19 protein-coding genes and 1 pseudogene are annotated in these 24681 nt (G+C 60.4%); 12 read left to right on the forward strand and 8 right to left on the reverse strand.

Annotation, left to right across the window (positions count from 1 at the left end):
• Together ACEUKI_RS06430 and ACEUKI_RS06435 are read right to left on the reverse strand one after the other, a co-directional pair.
• A pseudogene (locus ACEUKI_RS06430) lies at positions 1-420 on the reverse strand (transposase); the annotation flags it as partial.
• Between the two features lie 20 nt (positions 421-440).
• The gene (locus ACEUKI_RS06435; RefSeq protein ID WP_374156623.1) at positions 441-1157 is read right to left on the reverse strand and encodes a UPF0236 family transposase-like protein; all 717 of its coding nucleotides are present in this window, start codon (positions 1155-1157) and stop codon (positions 441-443) included.
• A 166-nt stretch (positions 1158-1323) separates the two neighbouring features.
• Between ACEUKI_RS06435 and ACEUKI_RS06440 the strand changes: the two genes are divergently transcribed.
• The 7 genes from ACEUKI_RS06440 to ACEUKI_RS06470 all read left to right on the forward strand — a co-directional run bounded on the left by ACEUKI_RS06440 (position 1324) and on the right by ACEUKI_RS06470 (position 12046).
• Positions 1324-3111 (forward strand): immunoglobulin-like domain-containing protein, encoded by a 1788-nt coding sequence (locus ACEUKI_RS06440; RefSeq protein WP_374156624.1) that lies wholly within the window; start codon positions 1324-1326, stop codon positions 3109-3111.
• Between the two features lie 78 nt (positions 3112-3189).
• A complete protein-coding gene (locus ACEUKI_RS06445; protein ID WP_374156625.1) occupies positions 3190-4821 on the forward strand; it encodes a recombinase family protein in 1632 nt (543 codons plus the stop codon).
• A gap of 11 nt (positions 4822-4832) precedes the next feature.
• A complete protein-coding gene (locus tag ACEUKI_RS06450; RefSeq protein ID WP_115770048.1) occupies positions 4833-5528 on the forward strand; it encodes a hypothetical protein in 696 nt (231 codons plus the stop codon).
• 90 nt (positions 5529-5618) lie between these two features.
• Positions 5619-8207 carry a cation-translocating P-type ATPase gene (locus ACEUKI_RS06455; protein ID WP_374156626.1) on the forward strand — a complete coding sequence of 863 codons (2589 nt, stop codon included), beginning with the start codon at positions 5619-5621 and terminating at the stop codon, positions 8205-8207.
• Positions 8208-8324: 117 nt separating this feature from the next.
• Complete coding sequence (gene acnA / locus ACEUKI_RS06460) at positions 8325-11024, forward strand: aconitate hydratase AcnA (RefSeq protein ID WP_080784670.1); 2700 nt, start codon at positions 8325-8327, stop codon at positions 11022-11024.
• 141 nt (positions 11025-11165) lie between these two features.
• A complete protein-coding gene (locus tag ACEUKI_RS06465; RefSeq protein WP_080784672.1) occupies positions 11166-11558 on the forward strand; it encodes a type II toxin-antitoxin system RelB/DinJ family antitoxin in 393 nt (130 codons plus the stop codon).
• Positions 11555-12046: a type II toxin-antitoxin system VapC family toxin gene (locus ACEUKI_RS06470; protein ID WP_080784674.1), complete on the forward strand. Its 492-nt coding sequence runs from the start codon at positions 11555-11557 to the stop codon at positions 12044-12046. Before ACEUKI_RS06465 ends, ACEUKI_RS06470 begins: the two co-directional genes overlap by 4 nt.
• Before the next feature lie 49 nt (positions 12047-12095).
• On the opposite strand, the gene ACEUKI_RS06475 is transcribed toward ACEUKI_RS06470, so the two are convergent.
• The 4 genes from ACEUKI_RS06475 to ACEUKI_RS06490 form a co-directional block, all read right to left on the reverse strand.
• Entirely contained in the window at positions 12096-14201 is a 2106-nt protein-coding gene (locus ACEUKI_RS06475) for a DUF262 domain-containing protein (protein WP_080784675.1), read from the reverse strand.
• An 89-nt stretch (positions 14202-14290) separates the two neighbouring features.
• Positions 14291-14932 (reverse strand): GNAT family N-acetyltransferase, encoded by a 642-nt coding sequence (locus ACEUKI_RS06480; protein WP_179133374.1) that lies wholly within the window; start codon positions 14930-14932, stop codon positions 14291-14293.
• A 39-nt stretch (positions 14933-14971) separates the two neighbouring features.
• A complete protein-coding gene (locus ACEUKI_RS06485; RefSeq protein ID WP_080784679.1) occupies positions 14972-15691 on the reverse strand; it encodes a response regulator transcription factor in 720 nt (239 codons plus the stop codon).
• A 34-nt stretch (positions 15692-15725) separates the two neighbouring features.
• Entirely contained in the window at positions 15726-16958 is a 1233-nt protein-coding gene (locus ACEUKI_RS06490) for a sensor histidine kinase (RefSeq protein ID WP_179133425.1), read from the reverse strand.
• Between the two features lie 334 nt (positions 16959-17292).
• Between ACEUKI_RS06490 and ACEUKI_RS06495 the strand changes: the two genes are divergently transcribed.
• From ACEUKI_RS06495 to ACEUKI_RS06505, 3 genes are all read left to right on the forward strand, one after another.
• Positions 17293-18144, forward strand: coding sequence for a DUF5067 domain-containing protein (locus tag ACEUKI_RS06495; protein ID WP_080784682.1), 852 nt, complete (start codon positions 17293-17295; stop codon positions 18142-18144).
• A 180-nt stretch (positions 18145-18324) separates the two neighbouring features.
• Positions 18325-19224, forward strand: a complete 900-nt coding sequence (locus tag ACEUKI_RS06500; protein ID WP_080784683.1) for a Bax inhibitor-1/YccA family protein — start codon at positions 18325-18327, stop codon at positions 19222-19224.
• A gap of 139 nt (positions 19225-19363) precedes the next feature.
• Complete coding sequence (locus tag ACEUKI_RS06505; RefSeq protein ID WP_080784684.1) at positions 19364-20380, forward strand: DMT family transporter; 1017 nt, start codon at positions 19364-19366, stop codon at positions 20378-20380.
• 32 nt (positions 20381-20412) lie between these two features.
• Here the strand turns inward: ACEUKI_RS06505 and ACEUKI_RS06510 are convergent, their stop codons facing one another.
• Positions 20413-21153: a GTP pyrophosphokinase family protein gene (locus tag ACEUKI_RS06510; protein WP_115770053.1), complete on the reverse strand. Its 741-nt coding sequence runs from the start codon at positions 21151-21153 to the stop codon at positions 20413-20415.
• A 130-nt stretch (positions 21154-21283) separates the two neighbouring features.
• Between ACEUKI_RS06510 and miaB the strand changes: the two genes are divergently transcribed.
• Both miaB and miaA read left to right on the forward strand, forming a co-directional pair.
• Positions 21284-22738 (forward strand): tRNA (N6-isopentenyl adenosine(37)-C2)-methylthiotransferase MiaB, encoded by a 1455-nt coding sequence (miaB, locus tag ACEUKI_RS06515; protein ID WP_179133375.1) that lies wholly within the window; start codon positions 21284-21286, stop codon positions 22736-22738.
• A gap of 10 nt (positions 22739-22748) precedes the next feature.
• A complete protein-coding gene (gene miaA / locus ACEUKI_RS06520; protein WP_080784686.1) occupies positions 22749-23735 on the forward strand; it encodes a tRNA (adenosine(37)-N6)-dimethylallyltransferase MiaA in 987 nt (328 codons plus the stop codon).
• A gap of 33 nt (positions 23736-23768) precedes the next feature.
• Here the strand turns inward: miaA and ACEUKI_RS06525 are convergent, their stop codons facing one another.
• Complete coding sequence (locus tag ACEUKI_RS06525) at positions 23769-24518, reverse strand: Fic family protein (RefSeq protein ID WP_179133426.1); 750 nt, start codon at positions 24516-24518, stop codon at positions 23769-23771.
• Positions 24519-24681: the final 163 nt, after the last annotated feature.

A 24681-nucleotide genomic window follows, 5' to 3' on the forward strand; every position in this document is an offset into this window, starting at 1 on the left:
CATCCTTCTCGTAAGGGTCGGCGCGTTCGGCCTCGGGGTGTTCGAGCATCCAGCAGTAGGCCGACCTGGCAACGCCCAGGACCCCGCACTGCGCCGATATCGGGCAGCGGCCGGCGTCGGACCGTATGACCTCTACCTTCGCGCGGATACCGGCGCCGCTTGTTCTGAAACGCCGACCTCCATCTCCAGCTGCCTGTTGCGTTTCCGCAATTCGATCAGCTCGTTCTCCTCGGGAGTGCGGTTGTCGACGGCCCTGGTCGAGCCGCTGTTGCGGATGCCCTGCACCCAACGCTGCAGCGTGGAACGCGGGATGCCGTACCCCGCCCTGATCTGCGACGACGGCTTGCCGTTCTCGCACAGCTGCACGATCTGCCTCTTGAACTCCTCCTCGTAATGACGGGGACGATTCGGATCGGCCATGATGATCAACTCCTTCGTTGTCATGTCCCGCATGAACCAGTCCAATACATTGTAGCCAATCCAAGCCGGTCCGCGAACGTGACGCCGTCCTCGACGGCCGCGTACACGAGCGGGTTGCGGCACCGGTTGGCGTTGTCGGGGTCCTTGCCCTCGTAGGCCTTCGCGTCCCGCACCTGGGCCCACTTGGGCGCGTTCGCCTGTTTCATCGCTTTGGTGCGCTGCAGACGGCAGTACACGCCGTCCGCCTCCATGAACAGCGTCGGGGTGCTCTCGGTGCCGACGATTTCGCCGTTGAGCCGTCTGAGGCTGGCGTCCTCCGCCAGTGCGGTGAGCGGCGCGGCGCATGACTCGATCGCGTCCTTGACCGCTGCCGGGCTGACCGGCTCGCGGGAGAACACGGCCGCGTGCGCGGCCGCCGGACGGTAGGCCTGCTCGCACGCCATCGACGCGACGAACGCCTTCAGCCCGCGGCTCGCCTTCTCCCTGGGCATGCAGATGCCCGTGTCCTCGAACAGCAGGTAGCGGGGGCTTCCGTCCGGCCTCCGGTAGCGGCGCACGCGGAACTCGACCGTCCCCGCGATCGCCGGCAGCCACTTCGAGTCCCGGCCGGCCACCTTCAGCGCATGGTCGCGCGATCGGAAGATCTCGTCGTCGCCTGTGAACGACCGCTCCAGCCTGCGCCACGCCCTCGCGCACGACGGGCTCATGGAAACACTGACATTGGTACTCTTGGACATCGGAGGTTCCTTCGCAAAACGGCAATGGTTTAAGGCACCACCCATTCTGCCTAGAAGCCTCTAACTATCCCCACTCCTCCATCAGGACAGCAAACACGGTCTCAGGGTCGTCTTCTGTTGTCAAGCGCTCATTTATCATTTATAATGATGAAGAGAGGAATGTGAAATGAAGAAAGTTAGAGTGTTACTAGCCACAGTCCTAACGCTTTGCATGAGCGCCGGACTTGCATCAACGGCTTATGCAGCAGAGTCATTAAAGACAATCTACCCTAACGAGGTGCGCACGAACGGCACCGAGGTTACGACGAACAACGGCTATGAGTTCTGCAACTACGTGACCTCGAACGGCGACCGCTCCTCGAACGGCAGCACGAACATGTACGCGGGCGTGGACACGGGCGACATGCTTTCAAGTTCTGCAGCCAACGGAGCTGACATCTTCGACATCGACAGGGCGAATGACATGGTGTATCACGTCAGCCTGAAGAACACGGACAACACGCAGAAGAACGTGAGCCTATACATCTACATGGCCAACGTGTTGGACGGAACGAAGAAGCACAATGAGCTGAAGGTCGACACCACCCGTATCTCCGGCGACCTGCTTGGCACGAGCGTGGATGCCTCTCTGCCAATCCGCTACTACTTCACCGATGGCACGAATGTGGCACGTCAAGACGTGCTCAACGGCACGGCGTCGCCAGATTGGAGCACACTGAAGGAGGTTCACGTACAGGGGCAGCTCCCGGCGGGAGCATCCGCTGAGCTCAGGGTTCCGCTCAAGTACGTGGAGAGCAACCCCACGTGGGATACCTACACGAATCTGCAAGTAAGAGACTACTCGGCTCGTCCATATAAGTTCATCACCCTCAACCTCGTTGGTGTCCGCGGGAACAAGCAGGTCAGCGACTTCATGACTGACAAGGTCTTAGGCACAATCGCCAAGGGCAATGGAAAGTACGAGGTTATCAGCGACCCCGAGCTGCAGGACGCGATGCCCCAGGCATCCGAGGACTTCATCAAGTTCTCCATCTGGCACCAGCTCACAGTAGACACCGTCGACAGGTACGCTACGGACAAGGTGACAAACGATACGACGAGCTACTATGCCATCAAGACCGACCCAATCAACGCGAGGGTAAACTCGCTCGGGTACGTGACGCAGGTCGACAGCACGCGTGTGATGCCCGTCCTACGCTACAACCACAACGCCACTGCGATGTTCGTCGACGAGGATGGCGATGCGACTTCTCCCGCTAATGGGCAGGCTTTCTACGTGTCCATGCACAGGGTCATCAGCGCTGAGAAGGAAGTGACTCTCCACGTCAACGATTCCTTCGACGCGGCGAGCTATTATCTCGGCGGCAAGGACCCCATCACCGGCGCGACCATTGGCTATGCGGACCTGAACGTCACTTCAGACGTGAACATGGCTCATGCTGGAGAATATACCGTCGTCTACCACTACACCCTGCAGGATCGCACGAAGGTATCCAGGACGATGAAGGTCCATGTCGTCAACGATAACCCGACCCTTGAGGTAAAGGACGCTGTCATTACTGCTGGCGATGACTTCGATTTGAAGGGCCTTGTCGTCAAAGCGGTTGACAAAGAGGACGGCGACCTTACGGACGAGGTGACCGTCGTTGATAATGGCGGGTTCAATAAAAATGTTGCAGGCACCTATAGTGTCACCTTCGAAGTCAAGGACTCGCAAGGTGCAACGGTGAGTGCAAAGGCGACGGTGACTGTCAAGGACAAGCCATCGGATGCGCGGCATGCATCGCCAGCAACACCAGGGCGTGCTGATGTATCGGGTAAGCATGCTACGAGGGTTGAGAAACTCCCGCAGACAGGTGATGACGTCACGGGACTTGCTGTTTCAGGGGTGCTGACGCTCCTTGCCGGCTTGACTCTCGTGGGTCTGGGCGTCTATAGAAGAAAACACGCTTAAGCGAATGTCTACACGTAGGGCAGACCGGCCTCTCATTGGCTTGTCTGCCCTCTTTGGTTTAAGGGGGTAAGTTCATAAGTGCCAAGAAGAAAGGCAGCGCCGAAGAGGGTGCTGAGGGCGGTCGGCTACATCCGCGTTTCGACTGACATGCAGGCAGAGCTGGGCTATTCCCTCGAAAATCAGGAGTATGAGATTAAGAACTATGTCGAGAGCAAGCATATGACGCTCGTCCATATTTATCAGGAAGAGAAGGGGGCATCAGGCAAAAATATCGAGGGCAGGCCACAGTTCCAACAGATGCTCTCGGATATTGCGAAGAACAGGGACATTGACTACGTCGTTGTCTACAACATGAGCCGTTTCGCCAGAAATGCCGCCAATGCTCTTACGACATTACAGAAGCTCAAGAGCTATAACGTGAGCCTTTACGTGATAAAGGAGGGCATCGACAGCACAACCAAAATGGGCGAGACGATGTTCTCGTTCGCGTCTATCTTTGCCGATTTGGAGCGAGACAGCATCCGCGAGAACACGACTGCCGGAAGATATCAGAAGGCACGCAATGGACTGTGGAACGGTGCTCAGGCTCCGTTCGGGTACCGTCTCGACAGTGGGAAGTTTGTTATACAAGAGGACGAAGCGGAGGTCGTGAGAATCATCTTCGACCGATATGTCCACACCCCGGACGGCATACATAAGATAGCCGTGTGGCTTAACGAGCACGGATACAAGAAGGAGCCGAGAGGCAACGGAAAGCATGTGTTCTTTAGCCCGGAGACGCTCAAGAACATCCTCGACAACCCCGTCTATGCAGGCAAGATTGCCTATGACAGGCGACGCATGGAGCAGGTCGAGGGCGAAAACAACGAGTTTCACCCCGTAAGGCAAGACAGAGAAGACTGGCAGATAAGCGAGAAACAGCACGAGGCGATAGTGTCGTCCGAGCTGTTCGAGGAGGCGCAGAAGCGACGCGAGGCGGAGTCCACGCCGTTCCCGCGCAAGCGTACCGACCACGTGAACCTGCTCGGGTGCCCAGTCTGCGGCCGCAAGATGATAGCGACCAACACGGGGGGCAAGGTCAAGAAGGACGGGAGCCTCGGCAAGGAGACCCACGCTTACAGCTGCAAGTACAGCAAGAAGGCGTTCGGGCCGGATTGCACGTTCGCGAAGCAGTACAGGCAGGAGCTTATCGATAAGGAGATTGATGATGTCATAACAGCCATCAGGTCATTGTCTGCGACGATGGATGCTATGGACGGCACGGAGCCAGCCTATGAGCGCAAGTACAGGAACTTGCAGGATAGGCAGGACAAGCTCTATGAGCAAATCGACGATGCCGAGCGAAAGCTTGATGAGGCGCGGAGGCGTCTTGACGGCGCACGCGAAGGCGAGGCAACCGTGGAAGAAGTGAAGCTGTTCCTTACGGAGTTCGGCAAGGCAATTGGCAAGGTGGACAAGGAGACGCGCAGACGGCTTTACGCTGAGCTTATCGACACGATAGAGATTTTGCCGGATGCCGACTGGAAGCATGGCGAGGGAATCGTCAGCAGGATTCGCTTCAAGCTGTCGATGATATACGGCGACAAGAGGACGCTGGAAGTCGACAGACAGGAAGATGGAAACTTCAAAGCGCCGGATAAGCAGGTCGGCAACAAATATTTTCGGGTTACGGAAAATACAGATGAGACGGTGGCCCTGTTTACCCGCTGACAGGTGAGCATATGACACGACGAATTCTCGGATTGCTGGCCTGCATGGCGGCTGTGTTGTCCCTGGCCGCCTGCACGCCGACCGGTAGGGCGGTCGGCGATACCCAAGACAGCATGCCGGAAGTCGCCCACGATTCCACGCATCCCACGGATGTCACAGTCGGCTTTGTGGGCTCGACTGATACCGCCGCAGACAAGTCCGCCATCAATGCGCTGTCTGATGACAAACTCAATGTGTACTACGCATCGCTCGAAACATCCGCAAGCTCGGCAAACGCAACTGATGGTGTATCCGGTGAAACCGAATCTTCTGACACTGGCAATACCAACGAAAACAGTGCCGATAGTACGGATGCTCATACTGGCGTCGACAAGAATGCGACCACCGCACAGCAGGGTGTTGCCGATTTCGTGGCTCGCGCGGTCAAAATCGTGATTATCAGCGGCATCGACGTTACCGACGCCAACCGGGAGAGCTGGAACCAGACGTTGACCAATGCGCGTGAAGCCGGTATTCCAGTCGCTCTCATTGATCCAAAGCATGCGCCCGAAGATGAACTGCTGTACGCCGTCATCCTTCACCTCGACACCAACAGTGCCGATTCTGGCGACACTGCCAATACCAAGCCAATGACTATTACTGACGCCGTGCTCACCATCACGTGCGACGAACCCCACGAACGCGAGATCAAAGTCACCGTTTCCTGAGCTGAATCAGGCCCTTGAAGCTGAGAAAGCACCCTGAATCATCCCTGAGCCTTAGTGGATTGCGAAACAAGACACGGTAGGCTGGAGAATATGAGTGCAACAACAGCCGTGGAAATGCCTGAGATCGGAGCAACTGGTCTTACCCCCAAAGAAGTGGTGCAACGTATCGAAAGTGGCCAATCGAATGCGGTGAAAACCTCCACCTCGCGTTCGGTCCAAGACATCGTGCGAGCCAACGTATTCACGCTGTTCAACGGCATCATCTTCGCCGCGATGGTACTGGTGCTGATCACCGGTTCCTGGAGGGACGCGGTGTTCGGTTTCGTCATCATCATCAACACGGGCATCGGCATCGGCACCGAACTCAGGGCCAAGCGCACGTTGGATAAGCTTTCCATCCTTGTGGCCTCCGAATTCCTCGTGCGTCGCGATGGCGAGGATATCGAGGTATCTCATAACGAAATCGTGCTTGACGACTTGTTATGGATTCGTGCCGGCGAACAGGTGCCGGCCGACGGGCAGATCATCCAGACCTGGGGACTGGAGCTTGACGAGTCCATGCTCACCGGCGAATCGCGTACCGTGCGCCACAAGGTGGGGGAGCAGGTGTATTCCGGCGCCACCGCGGTCTCCGGCATGGCATTGGTCAAGGTCAATGCGGTCGGCAGCCATTCCTACGCCGCCACGCTTACCGCGCAGGCCAAGGTATACAAGAAAACCGTGTCCGACCTGAACAAGGGCATCAACACGATTCTGAAATTCATGACCTTCCTCGTGGTGCCACTGTGCATTCTGCTGATTCTTTCGCAGATTCATACGGTCGGCGGTTGGGGCATGGCACTCTCCACCGGCGAATGGCGGCAAGCCGTGGTCTCCGCGGTCGCCGGCGTGGTGGGCATGATTCCCGAAGGCTTGGTGCTGCTGACTTCGCTGAACTTCGCGGTGGCCGCCATGCGTCTCGCCCGTCACAATACGCTGGTGCAGGAGCTCGAATCCGTGGAGACACTGGCTCGCGTGGACGCGCTGAACCTCGATAAAACCGGTACGATCACCGATGGCGGCATCGCCTTCAACCAGCTCGTGATGCTCGGCTCCGCCAATGCGGCTGCGGAACAGGCAGCCACGCAGGCCCTCTACGACTGCTGCAACGAAGAGCAGCCCAACGGCACCGGCCAAGCCGTACTCGCCGGGCTCAAGGCCCAAGGCTATGGGGCAGGCGCGGTTGAGTCTCGTGTCCCGTTCTCTTCAGCGCGCAAATGGAGTGCGGTGCGTAAATCCGGCGAGACCTGGTATATGGGTGCGCCGGAGGTGATTATTTCTGCGCTTGAGGGTGACTATTCGTCGGTGTTGCAGCAGGTTAACGAGTATGCCAATGACGGCAACCGTGTGTTGCTGGTTGCGCGGTCTACAGCTCCCCTCGGTCCGCTTCGCGGACAGCTCCCCTCGGAGAGGGGAGCCGAGAAGAGCGAGCTGGCTCCCCTCTCCGAGGGGAGCTGTCGCCAAAAGCGACTGAGGGAAGCAGTTGAGGGAGCCAATGTCTCGGACGACCCGCAACTGGATGTGCAGGCTGAGCCGGTGGCGTTGGTGTTGTGCTCTGAGAAGATTCGCGAGGACGCCGAGCGGACGCTCGCTTGGTTCCGTGAGCAGGGCGTGCGCTGTCGTGTGATTTCCGGCGACAATCCAGTGACCGTGGGTGCCATCGCCCGCAGAGTGAAACTCACCGGCGATCATGAGCCGGTGGCGATGGACGCGCGCGAACTGCCCGAGGACGTGAACGAACTGGCCCGCGTGCTCGAAAACGTCGATGTGCTCGGCCGCGTGCTGCCCGACCAGAAGAGGGCCATAGTGCAAGCGCTGCACACGCAGAACCACGTGGTGGCCATGACCGGCGATGGCGTCAACGACGCGCTCGCCATCAAGGAGGCGGACCTCGGCGTCGCCATGGGCAATGCGGCACCCGCCACCAAGGCCGTGGCCCAGGTGGTGCTGGTGGATTCGAAGTTCTCGCACCTGCCGGACGTCGTGGCGCGAGGCCGTCAGGTCATGGCCAATATGGAGCGCGTGGCCAGCCTGTTCCTCGTCAAAACCGTGTACTCCGCGCTGATCTCGCTCGGCGTAGTGCTGACGCAAATCCCATACCCATACCTGCCGCGCCATATCACCTATATCGGCGCTCTCACCATCGGCATGCCCGCGTTCATTCTGGCGCTCGCGCCGAACACGCGCCGCTATATTCCGGGATTCCTCAAGCGCGTGGTCACGTTCGCGCTGCCGGGCGGCATCGCCACCGCGCTGTCGGTGTTGCTGGCTTCATGGACCCTGCCGAACGTCATGGGCTGGGATGTGGTGAACAATGACGCCGATCTGTCGGCTTTGCGCGCCACCAGTGCCATTATTCTGTTTTTGATGGGCGTGTTTGTGCTGGCCCGCGTGGCACGGCCGCTCAACAGCTGGCGAGGTGCGCTGGTCGCGGGGTTCGCGGCGGCCGGCATCATCGGCGCGTTCATCCCGTTCGTGGCGAACTTCTTCGCGCTGATTCTGCCTACCGGCACTACGTTGGTGGCCACGCTGATTGCGTTGGGCGGCGCGGCCATGATTTTCGTGATCTGTCTATGGCTGGCTCCGCTGGTCGGCAGAATATTCGGCAATCTACTGCGCCAGCACGGTTTCAATATCTAATAGCGGCGAATTGTCTCACACTTCAAGCCGACACGCCAGAGCCAAAGTAACGTACCCGTACCATTTGTAGCGGATAATCAACGGCATCATAAGCCGATTCATGATTTCGGAGGAAGCATGTCCTTACGCGACGACCAGCTGGCGACCTTGAAGGCAGCCGGCAAGGACTTCGATTACTACAACATCGCCAATCTTGACAGCATCGATTATCTGCCGTACTCGCTGAAGGTACTGGTCGAGAATTTGGTTCGCAACATCGACGGTGCCAACATCACCGATGAGCACGTCAAGACCCTGCTCGACTGGGATCCGAACGCCGAACCCAGCCACGAGATCCAGTTCACGCCGTCCCGCGTGATCATGCAGGACTTCACTGGCGTGCCCTGCATCGTGGACCTCGCCACCATGCGTGACGCGGTCAAGGACCTCGGCGGCGACCCGGAGGTCATCAACCCGCAGGTCCAGTCCGATATGGTCATCGACCACTCTGTGCAGATCGACAAGTACGGCATCGCCGACGCGGTCCAGCAGAACATGGACATCGAATACCAGCGCAACGGTGAACGCTACCAGTTCCTGCGCTGGGGTCAGCAGGCATTCAAGAACTTCCGCGTGGTGCCGCCGGGAACCGGCATTATCCACCAGGTCAACATCGAATACTTGGCCAAGGTGGTCATGAGCAAGGCCGAGGCCAACGGCAACACGCTCGCCTACCTCGACTCCTGCGTGGGCACCGACTCGCACACCACCACCGAGAACGGCTTGGGCGTGCTCGGTTGGGGCGTCGGCGGCATTGAAGCCGAGGCCGCCATGCTCGGCCAGCCGATCTCCATGCTCGTGCCGCGCGTGGTCGGCTTCAAGCTCACCGGCTCCATCCCGGAGGGCGTTACCGCCACCGATGTGGTCCTGACCATCACCGACATGCTCCGCAAGCACGGTGTGGTCGGCAAGTTCGTGGAATTCTACGGCGAAGGCATCGCCTCCGTGCCGCTGGCCAACCGCGCCACCATCGGCAACATGGGCCCCGAGTTCGGCTCCACCTGCGGCATCTTCCCGATTGACAACGTCACGCTCGACTACCTGCGCCTGACCGGCCGCTCCGAAGAACAGGTCGCGTTGGTCGAAGCCTACGCCAAGGCCAACAAGCTGTGGGGCGACGCCTCCGACCCGGATTACGTGGAACCGCAGTACTCCGAATACGAGGAACTCGACCTCGGCACCGTGGTGCCGTCCATCGCTGGCCCGAAGCGCCCGCAGGACCGCATTCTGCTCTCCGAAGCCAAGGAGATGTTCGAGAAGACCGCTCCCGCCTACGAGACCGAGAAAACCGTCAAGGATCCGGTGGCCGTGTCCACCGACTTCCGCGGTGATTTCGACATCGAAAACGGCGACGTGGCCATCGCCTCGATCACCTCATGCACCAACACTTCCAACCCGTCCGTGATGATCGCCGCCGGCCTGATCGCCCGCAACGCACATGCCAAGGGCCTTAAGCCCAAGCCTTGGGTCAAGACCTCGCTGGCCCCCGGCTCGCAGGTCGTGGCCGACTATCTGAAGGCCGCCGGTCTGCAGGACGACCTCGATGCACTCGGCTACCAGCCCGTCGGCTTCGGCTGCGCCACCTGCATCGGCAACTCCGGCCCGCTGCTGCCCGAGATCTCCGAGGCGATCAACGCCAACGACCTGACCGTCACCGCCGTGCTCTCCGGCAACCGCAACTTCGAAGGCCGCATCAGCCCAGACGTCAAGATGAACTACCTGGCCTCCCCGCCGCTGGTCATCGCCTACGCGCTCGCCGGCACGATGGACTTCGACTTCGAAACCCAACCGCTCGGCACCGACGCGGACGGCAATGACGTGTACTTGAAGGATATCTGGCCCACCAACTCCGAGGTGGCCGCCGTGGTCGACGGCACCGTGAGCCGCGAGATGTTCCTCAAGGACTACGCCTCCGTGTTCGACGGCGACCACCGCTGGAAGGGCCTCGACGTGCCGGAAGGCGAGCTGTTCGCGTGGAACGACAAGTCCACCTACGTGCGCAAGCAGACCTTCTTCGACGGCATGAAGGCCACGCCGGACTCGGTCGCCGACATCCATGGCGCCCGCGTGCTGGCCCTCCTGGGCGACTCGGTCACCACCGACCACATCTCCCCGGCAGGCGCGTTCAAGGCCTCCAGCCCGGCCGGCAAGTACCTGACCGAGCGCGGCGTGGAGCCGAAGAACTTCAACTCCTACGGTTCTCGCCGAGGCAACCACGAGATCATGGTGCGTGGTACGTTCGGCAACATCCGCCTGCGCAACCAGCTGCTCGCCTCCGTAGGCGAAGAGGTGACGCCCGGCGGCTTCACCTACGACTTCCTCGCCAAGAAGCCGACCACGATCTTCGAAGCCTCCTGCGACTACATCGACAACAAGGTGCCGCTCGTGGTGCTCGCCGGCAAGGAATACGGCACCGGCTCCTCGCGCGACTGGGCTGCCAAGGGCACGGTGATGCTCGGCGTCAAGGCCGTGATCACCGAAAGCTTCGAGCGCATCCACCGCTCCAACCTGATCGGCATGGGCGTGCTGCCACTGCAGTTCCCGGCAGGCGAATCCTATGAGTCTCTGGGCCTCAACGGCACCGAGACCTACGATATCGCCGGCGTCGAGAAGCTCAACGAGAGCGTGACCCCCAAGACGGTCCACGTCACCGCCACCCACGAGGACGGCTCCAAGACCGAGTTCGACGCGGTGGTCCGCATCGACACGCCCGGTGAGGCCGACTACTACCGTAACGGCGGCATCCTCCAGTACGTGCTGCGCAACCTCATGAAGTAACCACTTTGGCTCCCCTCACTGAGGGGAGTTGTCAGCGAAGCCGGCTGAGGGGAGCAAGGCCGGTATCCACCAACGGATACCGGCCTTTTCCATGCACGCCAGTATGCTATACTGTATAGCATTTTTGGAATGGAGGTTGCCATGACCATGGTCCAAATGAACGTTCGCATTGATGCGAAACTGAAGAACGAGGTCGAAGAAGTCCTCAAGGGCAAAGGCGTATCGGTGAGCGACGTAATCCGGTCGCTGTGGTTGTACATCGCCGACCGCAAGGAAGTGCCGGCATTGGAAACGACCGCCGAAGAGCAGGCCCGCGAGAAGGAAAAGCAGCGCAAGCTGAAACTGATTCGAGAAGGTGCCGGATACGTGCACAAGGAACTGGTCAAGGCCGGACTGATCTCAGAAGACACCGACCTCATGGAAGGCCTTACCTACAAGCAGTTCCGCGATGAGATAGCTGACGAACGGCTGAAGGAATACAGGCGTCAGTCGGACTATGCGCGTTATTTGGAGAAGGAGCGGAGTCTGTCATGAGGCAGTCAAAGCAGGTGTCGATCTTGTGCGACACCAATATCCTTATCTATTACATGCTCTGTACGCCGCGGTTCATCAAGGATGTCATGAAACTGTTCGAGCGATGCGTTGAGCGGGAGGTAAAGCTGTCCTGTGCGTCACTGTCACTGAAGGACGTATTCTACATCACCCCGGAACGATTCAAAGAACGATTCATGAATGACGAATCCATGGTCGTTGCGACCACCGCCAAGCTGATATTGCCGGAGGTGGCATGGTCGGGAATCAGCAAACTCAAGGAGCTCATGACAATCGTGCCGATTGGCGCGGAGGAATGTGAATTGGCGCAGTCGTTGCGGCACGCGCATAACGATTTCGAGGATGACCTTATTATCGCCGCCGCACAACGATCCGGGGCCACCTATGTGGTGACGTATGACAAAAAACTAGCTAAGCATTTTCCCGAATATTGCAAAACACCGGCTGAAATCGTGGCGGCGCTGGCATAGACAAGCGTGTGGCTCCCCTCACGGAGGGGAGCCACCAATGATGTGCCGGCTACTGCGCCTGCAGACGGAACTGCTTCCAGATGTCGCTGAGCTTCTGACCGTTGCGCGTGCGCTTCCACACGTCCAGACCACCGCCGCGACGTCCTCCGGCGGCGGCACGGGCCGCGGCGGTCGGAGTCGGATATTCGGAGCCTTCATCCAGACGGAGACGACCGTTTTCGGTGACCGTGGCGAACCAGCGCTCGCCCTTGCGCGGCCGCTCCCACACCAGACGCTCGCCCGGCACCAGCAGACCCGCGTCAATCACTTGCCGGATCGTGACGCGCCGCGAACTATGAGACGGCCGTGGAGAGGTCTTCGACAACTCATCGACATTCTGCTTGGTCAGATCGCGGGCGTCCTTGTCATACCGGATGCCCCAGTATTCCACGATGAGTCGGACCGCCTCTTCCTGCCGCGCTTCCAGCAGGGCAGGTGTGCAGTCAGCGAAATCCTTCAACTGATTGGTCAGCGGGAAACGACGTGAATCCGCGCGCAACAGCATGCGGTCGCGACGTGCCGGATATTCACTCAACCTGTCCAACTGATCCTCAGGGCCCTGCACCAGCGCCATATTGCCGAGTCGGTACATCCAGAAATCATGCTGATCCTGCGGACAGTCCGCAAACGATTTCGACCGTTCGATATCCAACGGCATAATCGGCAGCGCACTGAACCGGCGTGGTCGATCCAACTGCATGCCGGCCTTCTGCTCGTTGGCGCGAATCAGCAGCAGACGGACCAAATCGCCGTCACCCTGCATCTCGCCATGCAAACGGACCAATGCGCCTTCACGGTCGCCGTCCGAGACATGCAACCCGTTCACGCGCTGGACCAGATAGCCCTTGTCAAGATCACGGATGGCGGCGTTCGCATAACCGCGCCGCTCCAACGCTCCAGTGCGATTCAGCGTGCGGATGCCGGTCACCTGTTCCAATGCGGTCAGAATTTCCAGCAGCCGACGCTCGTCATGGGCACCCAACGATTCCAGCGTGGCCGTGGTTCTGGCGATACGCGAGGCACGAACCACAAACGGCGACAAATCGGCGTCGCCCAGCCCGCGATACGAATTGACCAACGCCCACATGGCCACGGGCTTCCATTCGTGGCTGCGGTAATCATCCAATCCCTCAAGCCGGCTACGCACCCCGGCGGGCAGTACGGTATCGCTGGGGCGTGCGATGATCCGCCACGCCATCGCGTAGGGTGCCAGCACCTGGTTGATGAACGTGGGCACCGTGCCTTTGTCGATGTACGGTTGCAGCACGTCGGCCAGGAAATCCTCGATGAGCTTGTTGGTGGCCGACTTGTGCGTGAGCACGAGATGCAGATAGGCGAAGAATTCCTCACAGTCATGCGGATCGTCGCCAATCGGGTCAATGATGTCATCCCAACGGGCGGCGTATACGTCAAGTTCGGCGGTCGACAGGCCGGCCGTAGCGCGCGCCTTGAACACGTCGGACGGGGTGAGCGGCAGGCCGCGCATGTTCATCACGTCGAAGATGCGATGCGCGCCGTCGAGATCGTCGGTGGTCACGATGACCAGCGTCACCTCGTTGACCAGATACTGCGCGAATTGCTGGCGTTCGGCATCCGACCAATTGGAAATCTCGTCGTACGTCTTACGGATGTTGGCTACGATATTGCGTTGCGCTGCGGTCGCCAGATCATCGTCGTTCATATCGAACACGGATTCGAGATTGTCTTCCTGCACGTGTTCGCGGAAGAACGCTGCGTCGCGCTCGCGCAACGTGAGGCGAGGCTCGGTGACGATGCCGCGCAGCTTGTCGCCGGGCTCCACCAGCAGGGCATCGAGTTGGCGCATGAGGTCCGGGTCGCGCTCCAGATCGCGCAACACGGCGATGATGATCGACAGGGATACCAGCCGCTGCTGCCCGTCGATTACGTCGTAACGGTTATCGCCCTCGCGCACCAGAATTAGCGAGCCGAGGAAATACGGGGTACCGGGCGACTTGCAGGCGTCATCCAAGTCGCTTACCAGTTGCAGGATGTTCTCGGTCTTCCAGATGTAGGCCCGCTGGAATGAGGGGATCGTGAACCGGAAATCCGGGGTGAACACTTTCCCGAGTGGTAGTTCCTTCGCACTGATTGCCATGTCAGCCCCTTCGTCGCCGGCCTGTGGACGGTATGCCGGCATACCAACTTGTGCTCAAGCCTACCAGTGTTTGCCCGACGGCGGGCACATCACGCCGGCTCGGGCACCGACCCCTCATACAAGTAGAACGAAGACGGGTTTTCTCCCGGCACGGATGCGGGCAGTGACTGCTCGCACACCTGCGTCAGGCCGCGATGCACATAGAACCCGACATCGCATGTGGTGTCCGTGAACAGGAAGTAGTCGCGTACGCCGGCCAGGCGGAACGCGTCCATCAGCGTCTCGAACATGCGCCGGCCCAGCCCGTGGCCGCGCGCCGCCGGATCAAGTACGAACAGCACCACTTCCGCCGCATAGTCATGCCCGGCGCTCGCGGCCTGGGCGCGCAGCCGTTTGTCGATGCCGAGAATGCCCAGAATCTCGCCGGCGGCCTTGATTCCGCCCTTCGCGAACACGAGCCGCGCCAGCGCGTTCCACGAGTTGATCCGATGCGAGTTGAGCGGGCTCCGATGGTCCAGCGCATCGACGCGCCCCACGATCAGGGCGACCGGCTGACCGTCCAGTTCGGCGACGAACGCGTTGGTGGTGCGCGCCAGACAGTTCTCCCAGTCCGCTTCGGCCGCCAGCAGACCGGTCCGCTCATCGAATTCGGCATACCAGGTGCGGCGCACCAGGTCAATCAGCGCCGGATAGTCATCCCTACGTAATATTCGAATAATCGCTTCACTCATATTCCCATTATGACTGATACGGCTCAACAACCGGACGACTTACAGCCGCGCCGGCAGATCGGCCCGCTCCACCAGCCGCGCCATCTGCACGCGGCCCATGTCGAGCTTGTTCGCCGCGGAGGAAAGATGCGCCTTCGCCGTACGCTCCGAAATGAACATGCGGGAGGCGATTTCGGCGTTCGTATAGCCCTCGGCCGCCAGCATCACGGCCTCGCGCTCGCGGTCGGGCAGCGCGTCGAGCAGGGCGCGCGCCTCATCGCGACGCGAACGCGGCCGCGTGACGCTCAGATCGTCGATCAGCTGTTTCTGACTGGCCGTGTTGAACTGCGGCGCGCCCTCGCATACCCCGATGATGCGGCGGATGATATCGTCCGCCGCATCGGTTTTCGACACGAACCCTTCGGCGCCCGCCTCCACCGCGCGTTCCACGGTGCCGGACGGACTCAACGAGGTCAAGATCAGCACATGCGGCGCGGGGGAGAGCGAGCGCAGCAGACGGGCCGCCTCGATGCCGTCCACGCCGGGCATGGCGATGTCCATCAGCATCACATCCGGCTTTTCCTCGGCAGCCCGCCTCACGCAGGTCTCGCCATCGGTGGACGTGGAGGCGACTTCGATGCGCCCGTGGGAATAATCGTTGAGGATCAGGCTCATCGCCTGGCAGATCATCGGATCGTCATCGACGACGCTGACCCGGATCGGCCCCGGCCCGGTGCCGCTTCCGGCCAGACCGCCGCGTTCGGGTGTTTCGACAGACACACTATTCCCGTTCTTCTCACTCACGCTAGTCATCTTAGCTGCGCCAAGGCAGTTGCACGTCGACATGGAACAGGTGCCGATCGTCCATCCCATACCGGCATTGCCCGTTGACCGAGTGCACGCGCGCTGCCAAACCAGGCAGTCCGGCCCCATGGGCCCGCTGCGTCTCGGTCGCATCCGTGGCGATCGGATTGCTGATATGGATATGTACGCCCGCCTGCGGTGTGGCGGAGACCTCCAACGACACCGGCGCTCCGGGCGCGTGCCGCCGCGCGTTCGTCAATCCCTCTTGGATCGCGCGGTAGGCCACCTTGCCGATTGACTCATCCAGTACGCCCAGCTGCTGGATATCGATCCAGGTGTTGAGCGACGTGCCCGAGTTGCGCGTGTCCGCAATCAGCGCGTCCAGCGATTCGCGGGTCAGCGATGTGTCGCCGGACGGGGCGAGCTGCTCCCATGCCTGGTGCGGGTTGCGCAGCATGTCGATGATCGGGTGGGCCTCGTCCAATGCCCCGGCCGACTGCCGACGGATGTCCTCGGCCTTGTCCGCCAACGATTGCGCTTCGGGGGAGTCGCCGAGCTTGGCTGCCCCCGCCTTGAGCACGCTGGCGTTCAGGGCCATCAGGGACAGGGAATGCGCGAGGGTGTCGTGCGCTTCGGCTGCGATGGCGTCGGCGAGCTGCTGGTTGGTCAGATCGGTTTGCAGGGTCGCGGCATGGGTGGTGGCCGCGCTGGCCATTGCGTTCGCCGTGCGCAGGCGGGCGCGCGAACGGATATGCAGGCCGATGAGCGTGGCGATGGTCACGAACACCAGTGAGGCCACCGTGGCGGCGATGATGACGGTCGGCTCCTCCACCAGCATCACCATCGGGGAGCCTGAATCGCCGCCGGTATGCGGTTGAGCGAAAATCAGATGCCAAATCGAGGCTTTGGGCTGTTGCAGGGCGTCACGAAGCTGGGAGATGAGCGTCACGATGGTGCCGCCAACCGTGGCGCGGATGGTCGTGTTCCGGTTTGAACGACGGGTGAGCAATGAGGTCATCGCCATCAATGCGATCAGCGAATCGAACGGGAACACGACCACCAGCGCGCAGGCGATCCAGAACGTCGCCTCCGGGTATTCGCTGCGGGCCAAGAGCAGGAACCCTGCCGGGAATGCCAGCAAGGTGCAGAGGACCATCAGCGTGTATCCTGCGGAATCCTGCGCAAAATTCTGGGCGAAGAACGAGGTTTGCGCCATGCACATGAAACTGGCCAATGGCACCATAACGACCGAACACCATACGCGCGTAGTCACGGGCACCTCGTCCGTATCCGGTGTAGGAACCGGGGACCCCGTGCCGGGCATAGGGCGAGCGTCAGGCCGTGAGCCGGGTCGGGAACCGGGGTACGGCCCGGCGGCGCGTTGTGGGTTCGTCATGCTTTCCACTGTATGACCTGCATCCGGCCCCCGCCACTGGACATGCGGGCACCGTTATCACCTCCGTATTGCCCGAACAGGCAACGAACAATGACCGTTCGTCCACTAACGCCGCTGTTTCGCGGCCGGTAGCGTCGTGCTCACATCCCTATTTCGGGGAAGATACGAGAAGGAGCACATCATGTCCAACCACAACATCACCCCGCAGCCGGTTCCCTCATCCCCACAGCAGTACCAGCCACAACAGCCTCAGCTTCAGCCTCAGCCGCCGCAACCGCAACATCTGCATACCACCATCTGCGGCATCGCGGCCGTGGTGTTTGGCGCGTTGGGTTTGGTGCTGAGTTTTATTCCCATCGTCAACAATATCGCCGCAATCCTTGGCTTCATCGGCGTCATACTGGCGATTATCGCCATAGTGGGCACCTTCCGGGGCAAGAAACGCGGCAAGGTGCTGTCCATTGTGGCGGCGGTGCTGTCGATGTTGGCCATTGTGATCACGCTGGCCATGCAGTCCGCTGCCAGCAAGGCCATTGACGATTCCATTAAGGAGTCCAAGGGCATCGACACGTCACAATCCTCATCATCAAAGTCCGCGGGCAAATCGTCTGATGCCTCCAAGAGCAAGGCATCCGAGCAGAAAGCGCAGGGCGAGCAGGATTTGGAAGGTGATATCGAAGGTGCCCACGTGAAAATAGTCTCCGCCGTGAAAAGCGTCAACGACTATAACGGTAAGCCCACCGCTTTGGTGACTTATGAATGGACGAACAACACGTCCAAGAACAACTCGTTCGCCGTTTTGGCTCACCCGAACGTGTTCCAGAACGGCACCGAACTGGAGACGGCAATATACTTCGATCAGCCTGAAGGCTATGACGCGAATTCGTATTTGGCCCAGGTGCAGCCCGGGGCCACGGCAACGGTGACGCTGGGCTATGTGCTGCAAGACGATTCGCCGATTACGGTGGATGTCACTGCGTTCCTATCAACGGATCAAGACACCAAGGTGACGCATACCTTCACGTTGCAGTGAATCGCGCGGCGGTCCAAGTTGCGATCGAATGTCAATCGAATCTCAAGCGCATGCCACGCGCATGGTGGAAACGCCCGTTACGCTTTGAGATGAGCAGAACGAGCCGATCGATCATATTCATGGAATGTTCAGCTTTGTTCCTCTAAGATTGGTACTGGAACAAACGCTAAAGGAGCGATTATGACATTCGGTCAGCAGCCCCAGAACAACGGGCAATACAACCCGCAATACAACACGCCTGATTACAACGCCGCCCAACAGTCTGGATATGGCCAGCAATACGCACAGTCCGGTTACGGCCAGAACTACTATGCCCAGCCGCAGGGCGCTCCCACCTACCAATACGTGCCGCAGGGTACAGGTGCCGGTGCGGGTGCGGCCACCATCAACACGACGATGTCCTACAACTATGAGGAAGCCCGCCGAGTCTCAGTGACCAAGGTGTATGGCGAGATGACCATCGGCATCCTCGTCACCGCCGTGGTCGCCGTGCTCGGCCAGATCACCGGAGCCTACTACAGCTTCCTCATGGCCACCGGCATGGTGGGCCTCATCGGCCTGTGCGTGGTGCAGATTGCCCTGGCCGTGGTGCTCGGCATGCGCGTCACCAAGATGAAGTCGGCCACCGCGCGCGTCATGTTCTATGTGTACGCCGCATTGATGGGCTTCACCTTGAGCTCGATCTTCATGGTCTACGACCTCGGCTCGATCGGCGTGGCGCTCGGTGTCACCGCCGCGTTCTTCTTCGCGCTGACCATGTTCGGCATGACTACCAAGTTCAACATGCTCAAGGCCGGCCCGATTCTGATGATCGGCCTGATCGTGCTCATCATCTCGCAGATCGTGCTCGCCTTCGTGCAGGTCGACGGCACGACCAAGATCGTCTGCGCCATCGGCCTGATCCTGTTCGCCGGCATGACCATCTACGACGCGCAGTCCACGCGCGCGCTGCTGACCGAATACGAGGCCCAGGGCCCGGAAATGGTCAAGAAGATCTCCATCCTGTGTGCCCTGAACCTGTACCTCGACTTCGTGAACATGTTCCTGTACATCCTGCAGCTGCTCGGCAACAGGGACTAGCCTCGCCAGCCGATTGGTGAGCGGCATGTAGCCTGCTCGTCAAACGTCACAGCCCGACCACATTGTGGCCGGGCTTTTTCATGTCTGTCACATTCACACGTTAGGCTGGCTCCCCGTGAAAAGACAAGAACTCGTAGGCATGCTGAGCCTGTTGTTGACCGCGCTGATCTGGGGTTTTGCGTTCGTGGCGCAGGTCCAGGGCATGGATTCGATGTCGCCGATGTTCTTCAACGCCACGCGCTTCACGCTGGGAGCACTGTCTTTGGTGCCGATTCTGCTGTGGCAGCGTGGCCGGGGGAGCGCGGATAAGGGCGATGCAGCTGGGGCCGATGTCGTTGGGACCGAGACATCCGGGGCCGTCTCCACAGATGCCGCATCGAACGGTGCATCCGACGTCGTTACCATCACCGGTGCCAAGCTGAATGCGAACAAGCCCGATTCGGCCGTGGCGCGATTGCTCGCCAACCCGGTGGTCATTTCCGTGATCTGCGGCATCGTGCTGTTCACCGCCAGCACCCTGCAGCAGTATGGCATTCTGTACGGCAAATCGGCCGGCCGCTCGGGATTCCTGACCGCCATGTACATCGTGATGGTGCCGTTGCTGGCCTTCGTGTTCCTGCGCCGGCGCATCGGCATGCTGGTGTTCGTGGCCGTGGCGCTGTCCATCGCCGGCTTCTATCTGCTGTGCATCACCGATGGTTTCGGTTCGATTGGTTTGGCGGATATCCTACTCGTGTTCACGGCCGTGCTGTTCGCCGTGCATATTCTGGTGATCGATACTTTGGGCGGCACCGTGGACGCCATCAGGCTTTCATTCGGCCAGTTCTGCACCACCGCCGTGCTGAGCTGGGCGGGTTCGCTGATCGAAGGCTCGGTCGACTGGGCCGGCGCTGCTCATTCCTGGATTCCGATTCTGTACGCCGGCATCGGCTCGGTGGGCATCGCGTACACCTTGCAGGTGGTCGGCCAGCAATGGGTGCCACCGACGCGAGCCAGCCTGCTGATGAGCCTCGAATCGTTCTTCTCGGCGGTAGGCGGTGCGTTGCTTCTCGGTGAAGTGATGACCCCGCGCGGCTACCTCGGCTGCGCCCTCATCTTCCTCGGCACCCTACTGGCCCAAGCGCCGGCCAGGCTGCCGAAGTGGCTGCAACGGTGAATGAATCGGCCGCAGGCCGATTCCATAGCACCTCAGTCCGAGGTCTTAGGCGCTTCGCCCACTTGCGGCGCGCCGTTGATGTCGCGGTGGATGTTCTGCATTTGCACTTCGATGTTCTGCAGCGAACGGGCGCAGTCGAGCAGTGTCTGGGAATGCTCGCTGAGCTTGTTGTCCGGCAAATCGGTCTTGTAACGCAGCGCATGCTCCAGCGACGCCCAATAATCCATGGCGATGGTACGGAACTGCACCTCCACCGGCGTGTAATGCGCGCCCGAGGAGAGAAACACGGGCACCGCGTAGATTACGTGCAATGAACGATACCCGTTCTGTTTCGGGTTCTTGATGTAATCCTTGACGCGCAGCACCTGAATATCGGACTGCGACGACAGATAGTTGGACACGGAATACACGTCGTCGCGGTAATTACAGATCACGCGGATGCCGGCCACATCGAACAGATTGTCCTTAATCGAATTGACACCGATTGGCAGACCCTTGCGCTCCAGTTTGCCGATGATCGAACTCACCGACTTCAGACGCCGTTCCATATGATGTATCGGGTCATGGCTGAACCGCACCTGGAACTCGTCGTCGAGAATCTCCAATTTGGTGCTGATCTCGTACATCGCGCCTTCATACACCTGCATGAGGTCAACGAATTCAACGACCTGTTCGGGAGTGAAGGTGCCTCCCGGAAGATCCAACGCTTTGAGATGGGCCTGTAGATCGGAGGTTTTGAGTCGGCTATGTCGGTCAAGTATCACGTCCACCAATATACTCGGCGGATTCCAACCAATCTGGATGTTAGCGGGGAATCTTTCCAAGAACCCATATTTGACATCGTGACAACCAATGGCATGCATGGCCGGATCATGACGAACCCCGCCGATAGAATCGGTCGTTATGAATGAAGACATGATGACCGAGGCGGAGCGCGCCTCGATTGCAGCCGATGGAACCGATGGTTTGCTGGGGGAGCGCGGCAAGGGCGTGTTCCATATCCATACGCTCGGCTGCCAGATGAACGTGCACGATTCCGAGCGCATCGCCGGCGTGCTGGAGGCCAATGGCTACGTGCCTGCAACCGAGGACCAGATCAATGACAATGACCTCGATTTGCTGGTGCTCAATACCTGTGCGGTGCGCGAGAACGCAGCCGAACGCATGTATGGCACCATTGGCCGATTCAATCGCGTCAAACTGGTTCGGCCGAACCTGCAGATCGCCGTTGGCGGCTGCATGGCCCAGCTTGACCGCAAGAAGATCGCGGATACTGCGCCATGGGTTTCCGCGGTGTTCGGTACCAAGAACATCGAAGATCTGCCCAAGCTGTTGGATCAGAATCGTGCGACCGGCAAGGCGCAGGTCCAGGTCACTGAACAATTGCGGCAGTTCCCGAGCCAGCTTCCCGCCGCCCGCGCCTCCCGCATCAGCTCGTGGGTGGCGATTTCCGTGGGCTGCAATAACACCTGCACGTTCTGTATTGTGCCCACCACGCGAGGCAAGGAAAAGGACCGCCGCCCCGGTGACATTCTTGATGAGATTCGCCAATGTGTGGCCGATGGTGCCAAGGAGGTTACGCTTCTCGGCCAGAACGTGAATTCGTTTGGTTATGGTATTGGCGATCGATACGCTTTCAGCAAGCTGTTGCGCGCCTGTGGCACCATCGACGGTCTCGAACGCGTGCGCTTCACCTCGCCGCACCCGGCCGCCTTCACCGACGACGTGATTGCAGCCATGGCCGAAACGCCGAACATCATGCACCAGCTGCACTTCCCGCTGCAGTCCGGCTCCGACCGCATCCTGCGCGCGATGCGCCGCTCCTACAGGTCCGCCAAGTTCCTCGATATCTTGGGCCGCATCCGCGCCGCCATGCCCGACGCGCAGATCTCCACCGACATCATCGTCGGCTTCCCTGGCGAAACCGAGGAGGACTTCCAGCAGACCATGGACGTGGTGCGCCAGGCGCGCTTCTCCTCGGCGTTCACGTTCATCTATTCGCCGCGTCCCGGTACTCCGGCCGCCGAAATGGAGCAGATTCCGCGCGACGTGGTGCAGGACCGGTTCGACCGGCTGGTGGCGTTGCAGGAGCAGATCACCGAGGAGAACCTCGCCACGTTCGAGGGCCGTGACGTCGAAGTGATGATCACCGGCAAACTCGGCAAGAAGGACACCGACACCCACCGTGTCACCGGCCGCGAGAAAACCGGCGTGCTGGTGCATATCGGCGTGCCTGAAGGCGAACCGGTACCTGAAATCGGCGATTTCGTCACGGTCACCGTCACACACGCCGGCCGCCATAATCTGCTTGCCGACCCCGACGTGGCCGCCGGCCAGACCTATTCCGTGCGGCACTGAGGGGGCGTATATGACGCAACGAGTCGTCTCCATCGTCGGTCCCACCGCGTCCGGCAAGACGGGGTTGGGCATCGCCATCGCCCGGCGTCTGGCCGAAGCGGGGGAGCGGGCCGAAATCGTGAACGCGGACGCCTACCAGATGTACCGTGGCATGGATATCGGCACCGCCAAACCCACCGCCGAAGAACAGGCGGCCGTGCCGCACCATCTCATCGACATCATCGACCCCGAAGACACGATGAGCGTGGCCCGATTCCAGCAGCTTGCGCGCGAGACCATCGCCGACCTGCAATCACGTGGCATCCGGCCGATTCTCGTCGGCGGCTCCGGCTTGTACGCCAGAGCGTCCATCGATGACATCACCTTCCCCGGCACCGATCCCGACGTGCGCACACGTCTTGAGGAACGCGAGAGAACCGAGGGCGCCGGTGCTTTGTTCGACGAGCTGCGGGCCAAAGACCCCGAGGCCGCCGCGCGCATGGACCCGCGCAATCCACGCCGCACCATCCGTGCGCTGGAGGTCATCGAGCTTACCGGCAGACCGTATTCGGCCTGTCTGCCGCGCTACCGGTACGTGATTCCGTCCGTGCAGATCGGACTCGACCTGGACCGCCCGGATTTGGACCATCGCATCGATTTGCGCACCAAGCAGATGTATGACGATGGGTTCATCGAAGAAGTCGAACGGTTGCGCCCGCATCTGGGTGCCACCGCCGTACGCGCGCTCGGCTATCAGCAGATCATCGACCTGCTGGACGGCATCTGTGATGTGAACGACGCCTTCGCGGACATCGCACAGAAAACCAAGCGACTCGCCCGCAAACAGATGGGATGGTTCGGCCGTGACCCGCGCATCCACTGGCTGCAGGCCCTGAACCCGAAACTGGTCGACAACGCGATGGCCATTATCGCGCACGCCGACGCCGGCGACTACGACCCGATCGACTCCCGAGCCGACGAATACACCCAGCATCATCTGGGCGATATCACGGCGTAGGAATCAGCCAAAGGCCGATGCAATCACCCGCAATCAGTGTGCAGGCCCCTGATTCCAGCCGGCGATCAAGAACACGCGCGTCGGATTCGCCGGGCGTAGTATCGCGTCGAACATTGTCTCCAGTGCAGACGTGTCGCCCCGATATGCCGAGTGCTTGGCGGAGCGATACTCCTCGCGCGTCACTGAGCCCCAGTCGAGATCCCAGCCGGCGTCATGCGCCAAGCGTGAACCGAATATACGTAGCACCATCGCATTGCCGCCACGGAACGGATGCAGATAACCGAGCTCATCATAAATAGAAGCGAACGCGTGAACGAACACGTCGCGATCCAACGCATGCAGGTTGCGCTTGTCCGCCAACTCCATCGCGATGTTGTGCGCGCCGGTCTCAATGAGCCCAGTCGGGAAGAACGCCTCAGGATTCGCGGCCCGAGCCCGGTCGTTCGTCACCTCACGTGTGGTGTTTGAGGTACGCAACTTGCCCGCATCCTCAAACACGCCTTCGAACAGCCCCTTATGAATGGCGGTCAACTCGTCCAAGTCGCCAGACGGATTCCGCCGACGTTCCGCCAACAACACGGTACGTGCGAACACCGCATCCGCCCGATCCGTGGCATGATCATCCAGACTGCCGGCAGCCAGACGATCCTTTCCGGCAGGGTCGGCGGCAGCGCGCAGACGCATGGCGGTCTGTTCGTCCGCCACGTCGAGGAGATGGGTCACGGGCTTCAAGCCGTGTTCGTAGGCAGCCGCGGCGCGCATCGTTGCCTCGCCCGGCGTCATCGCTTCCAGTGCGCAGTTCTTGAGTGCAAATGCGACTGCGCTCGCACGCTCTGCGGGTGTCATGCAACCCATGATAAGGCATATTCGCGCCCCAGCGGGGAATCGACTCAGACGAACGCGGCGAATCGGCTGTCGGGATTCGTCAATCGACCATATCGTCACG

Origin of the sequence: Bifidobacterium sp. 2450, assembly GCF_041900695.1 — a bacterium.
Taxonomy (GTDB): Bacteria; Actinomycetota; Actinomycetes; order Actinomycetales; family Bifidobacteriaceae; genus Bifidobacterium; species Bifidobacterium longum.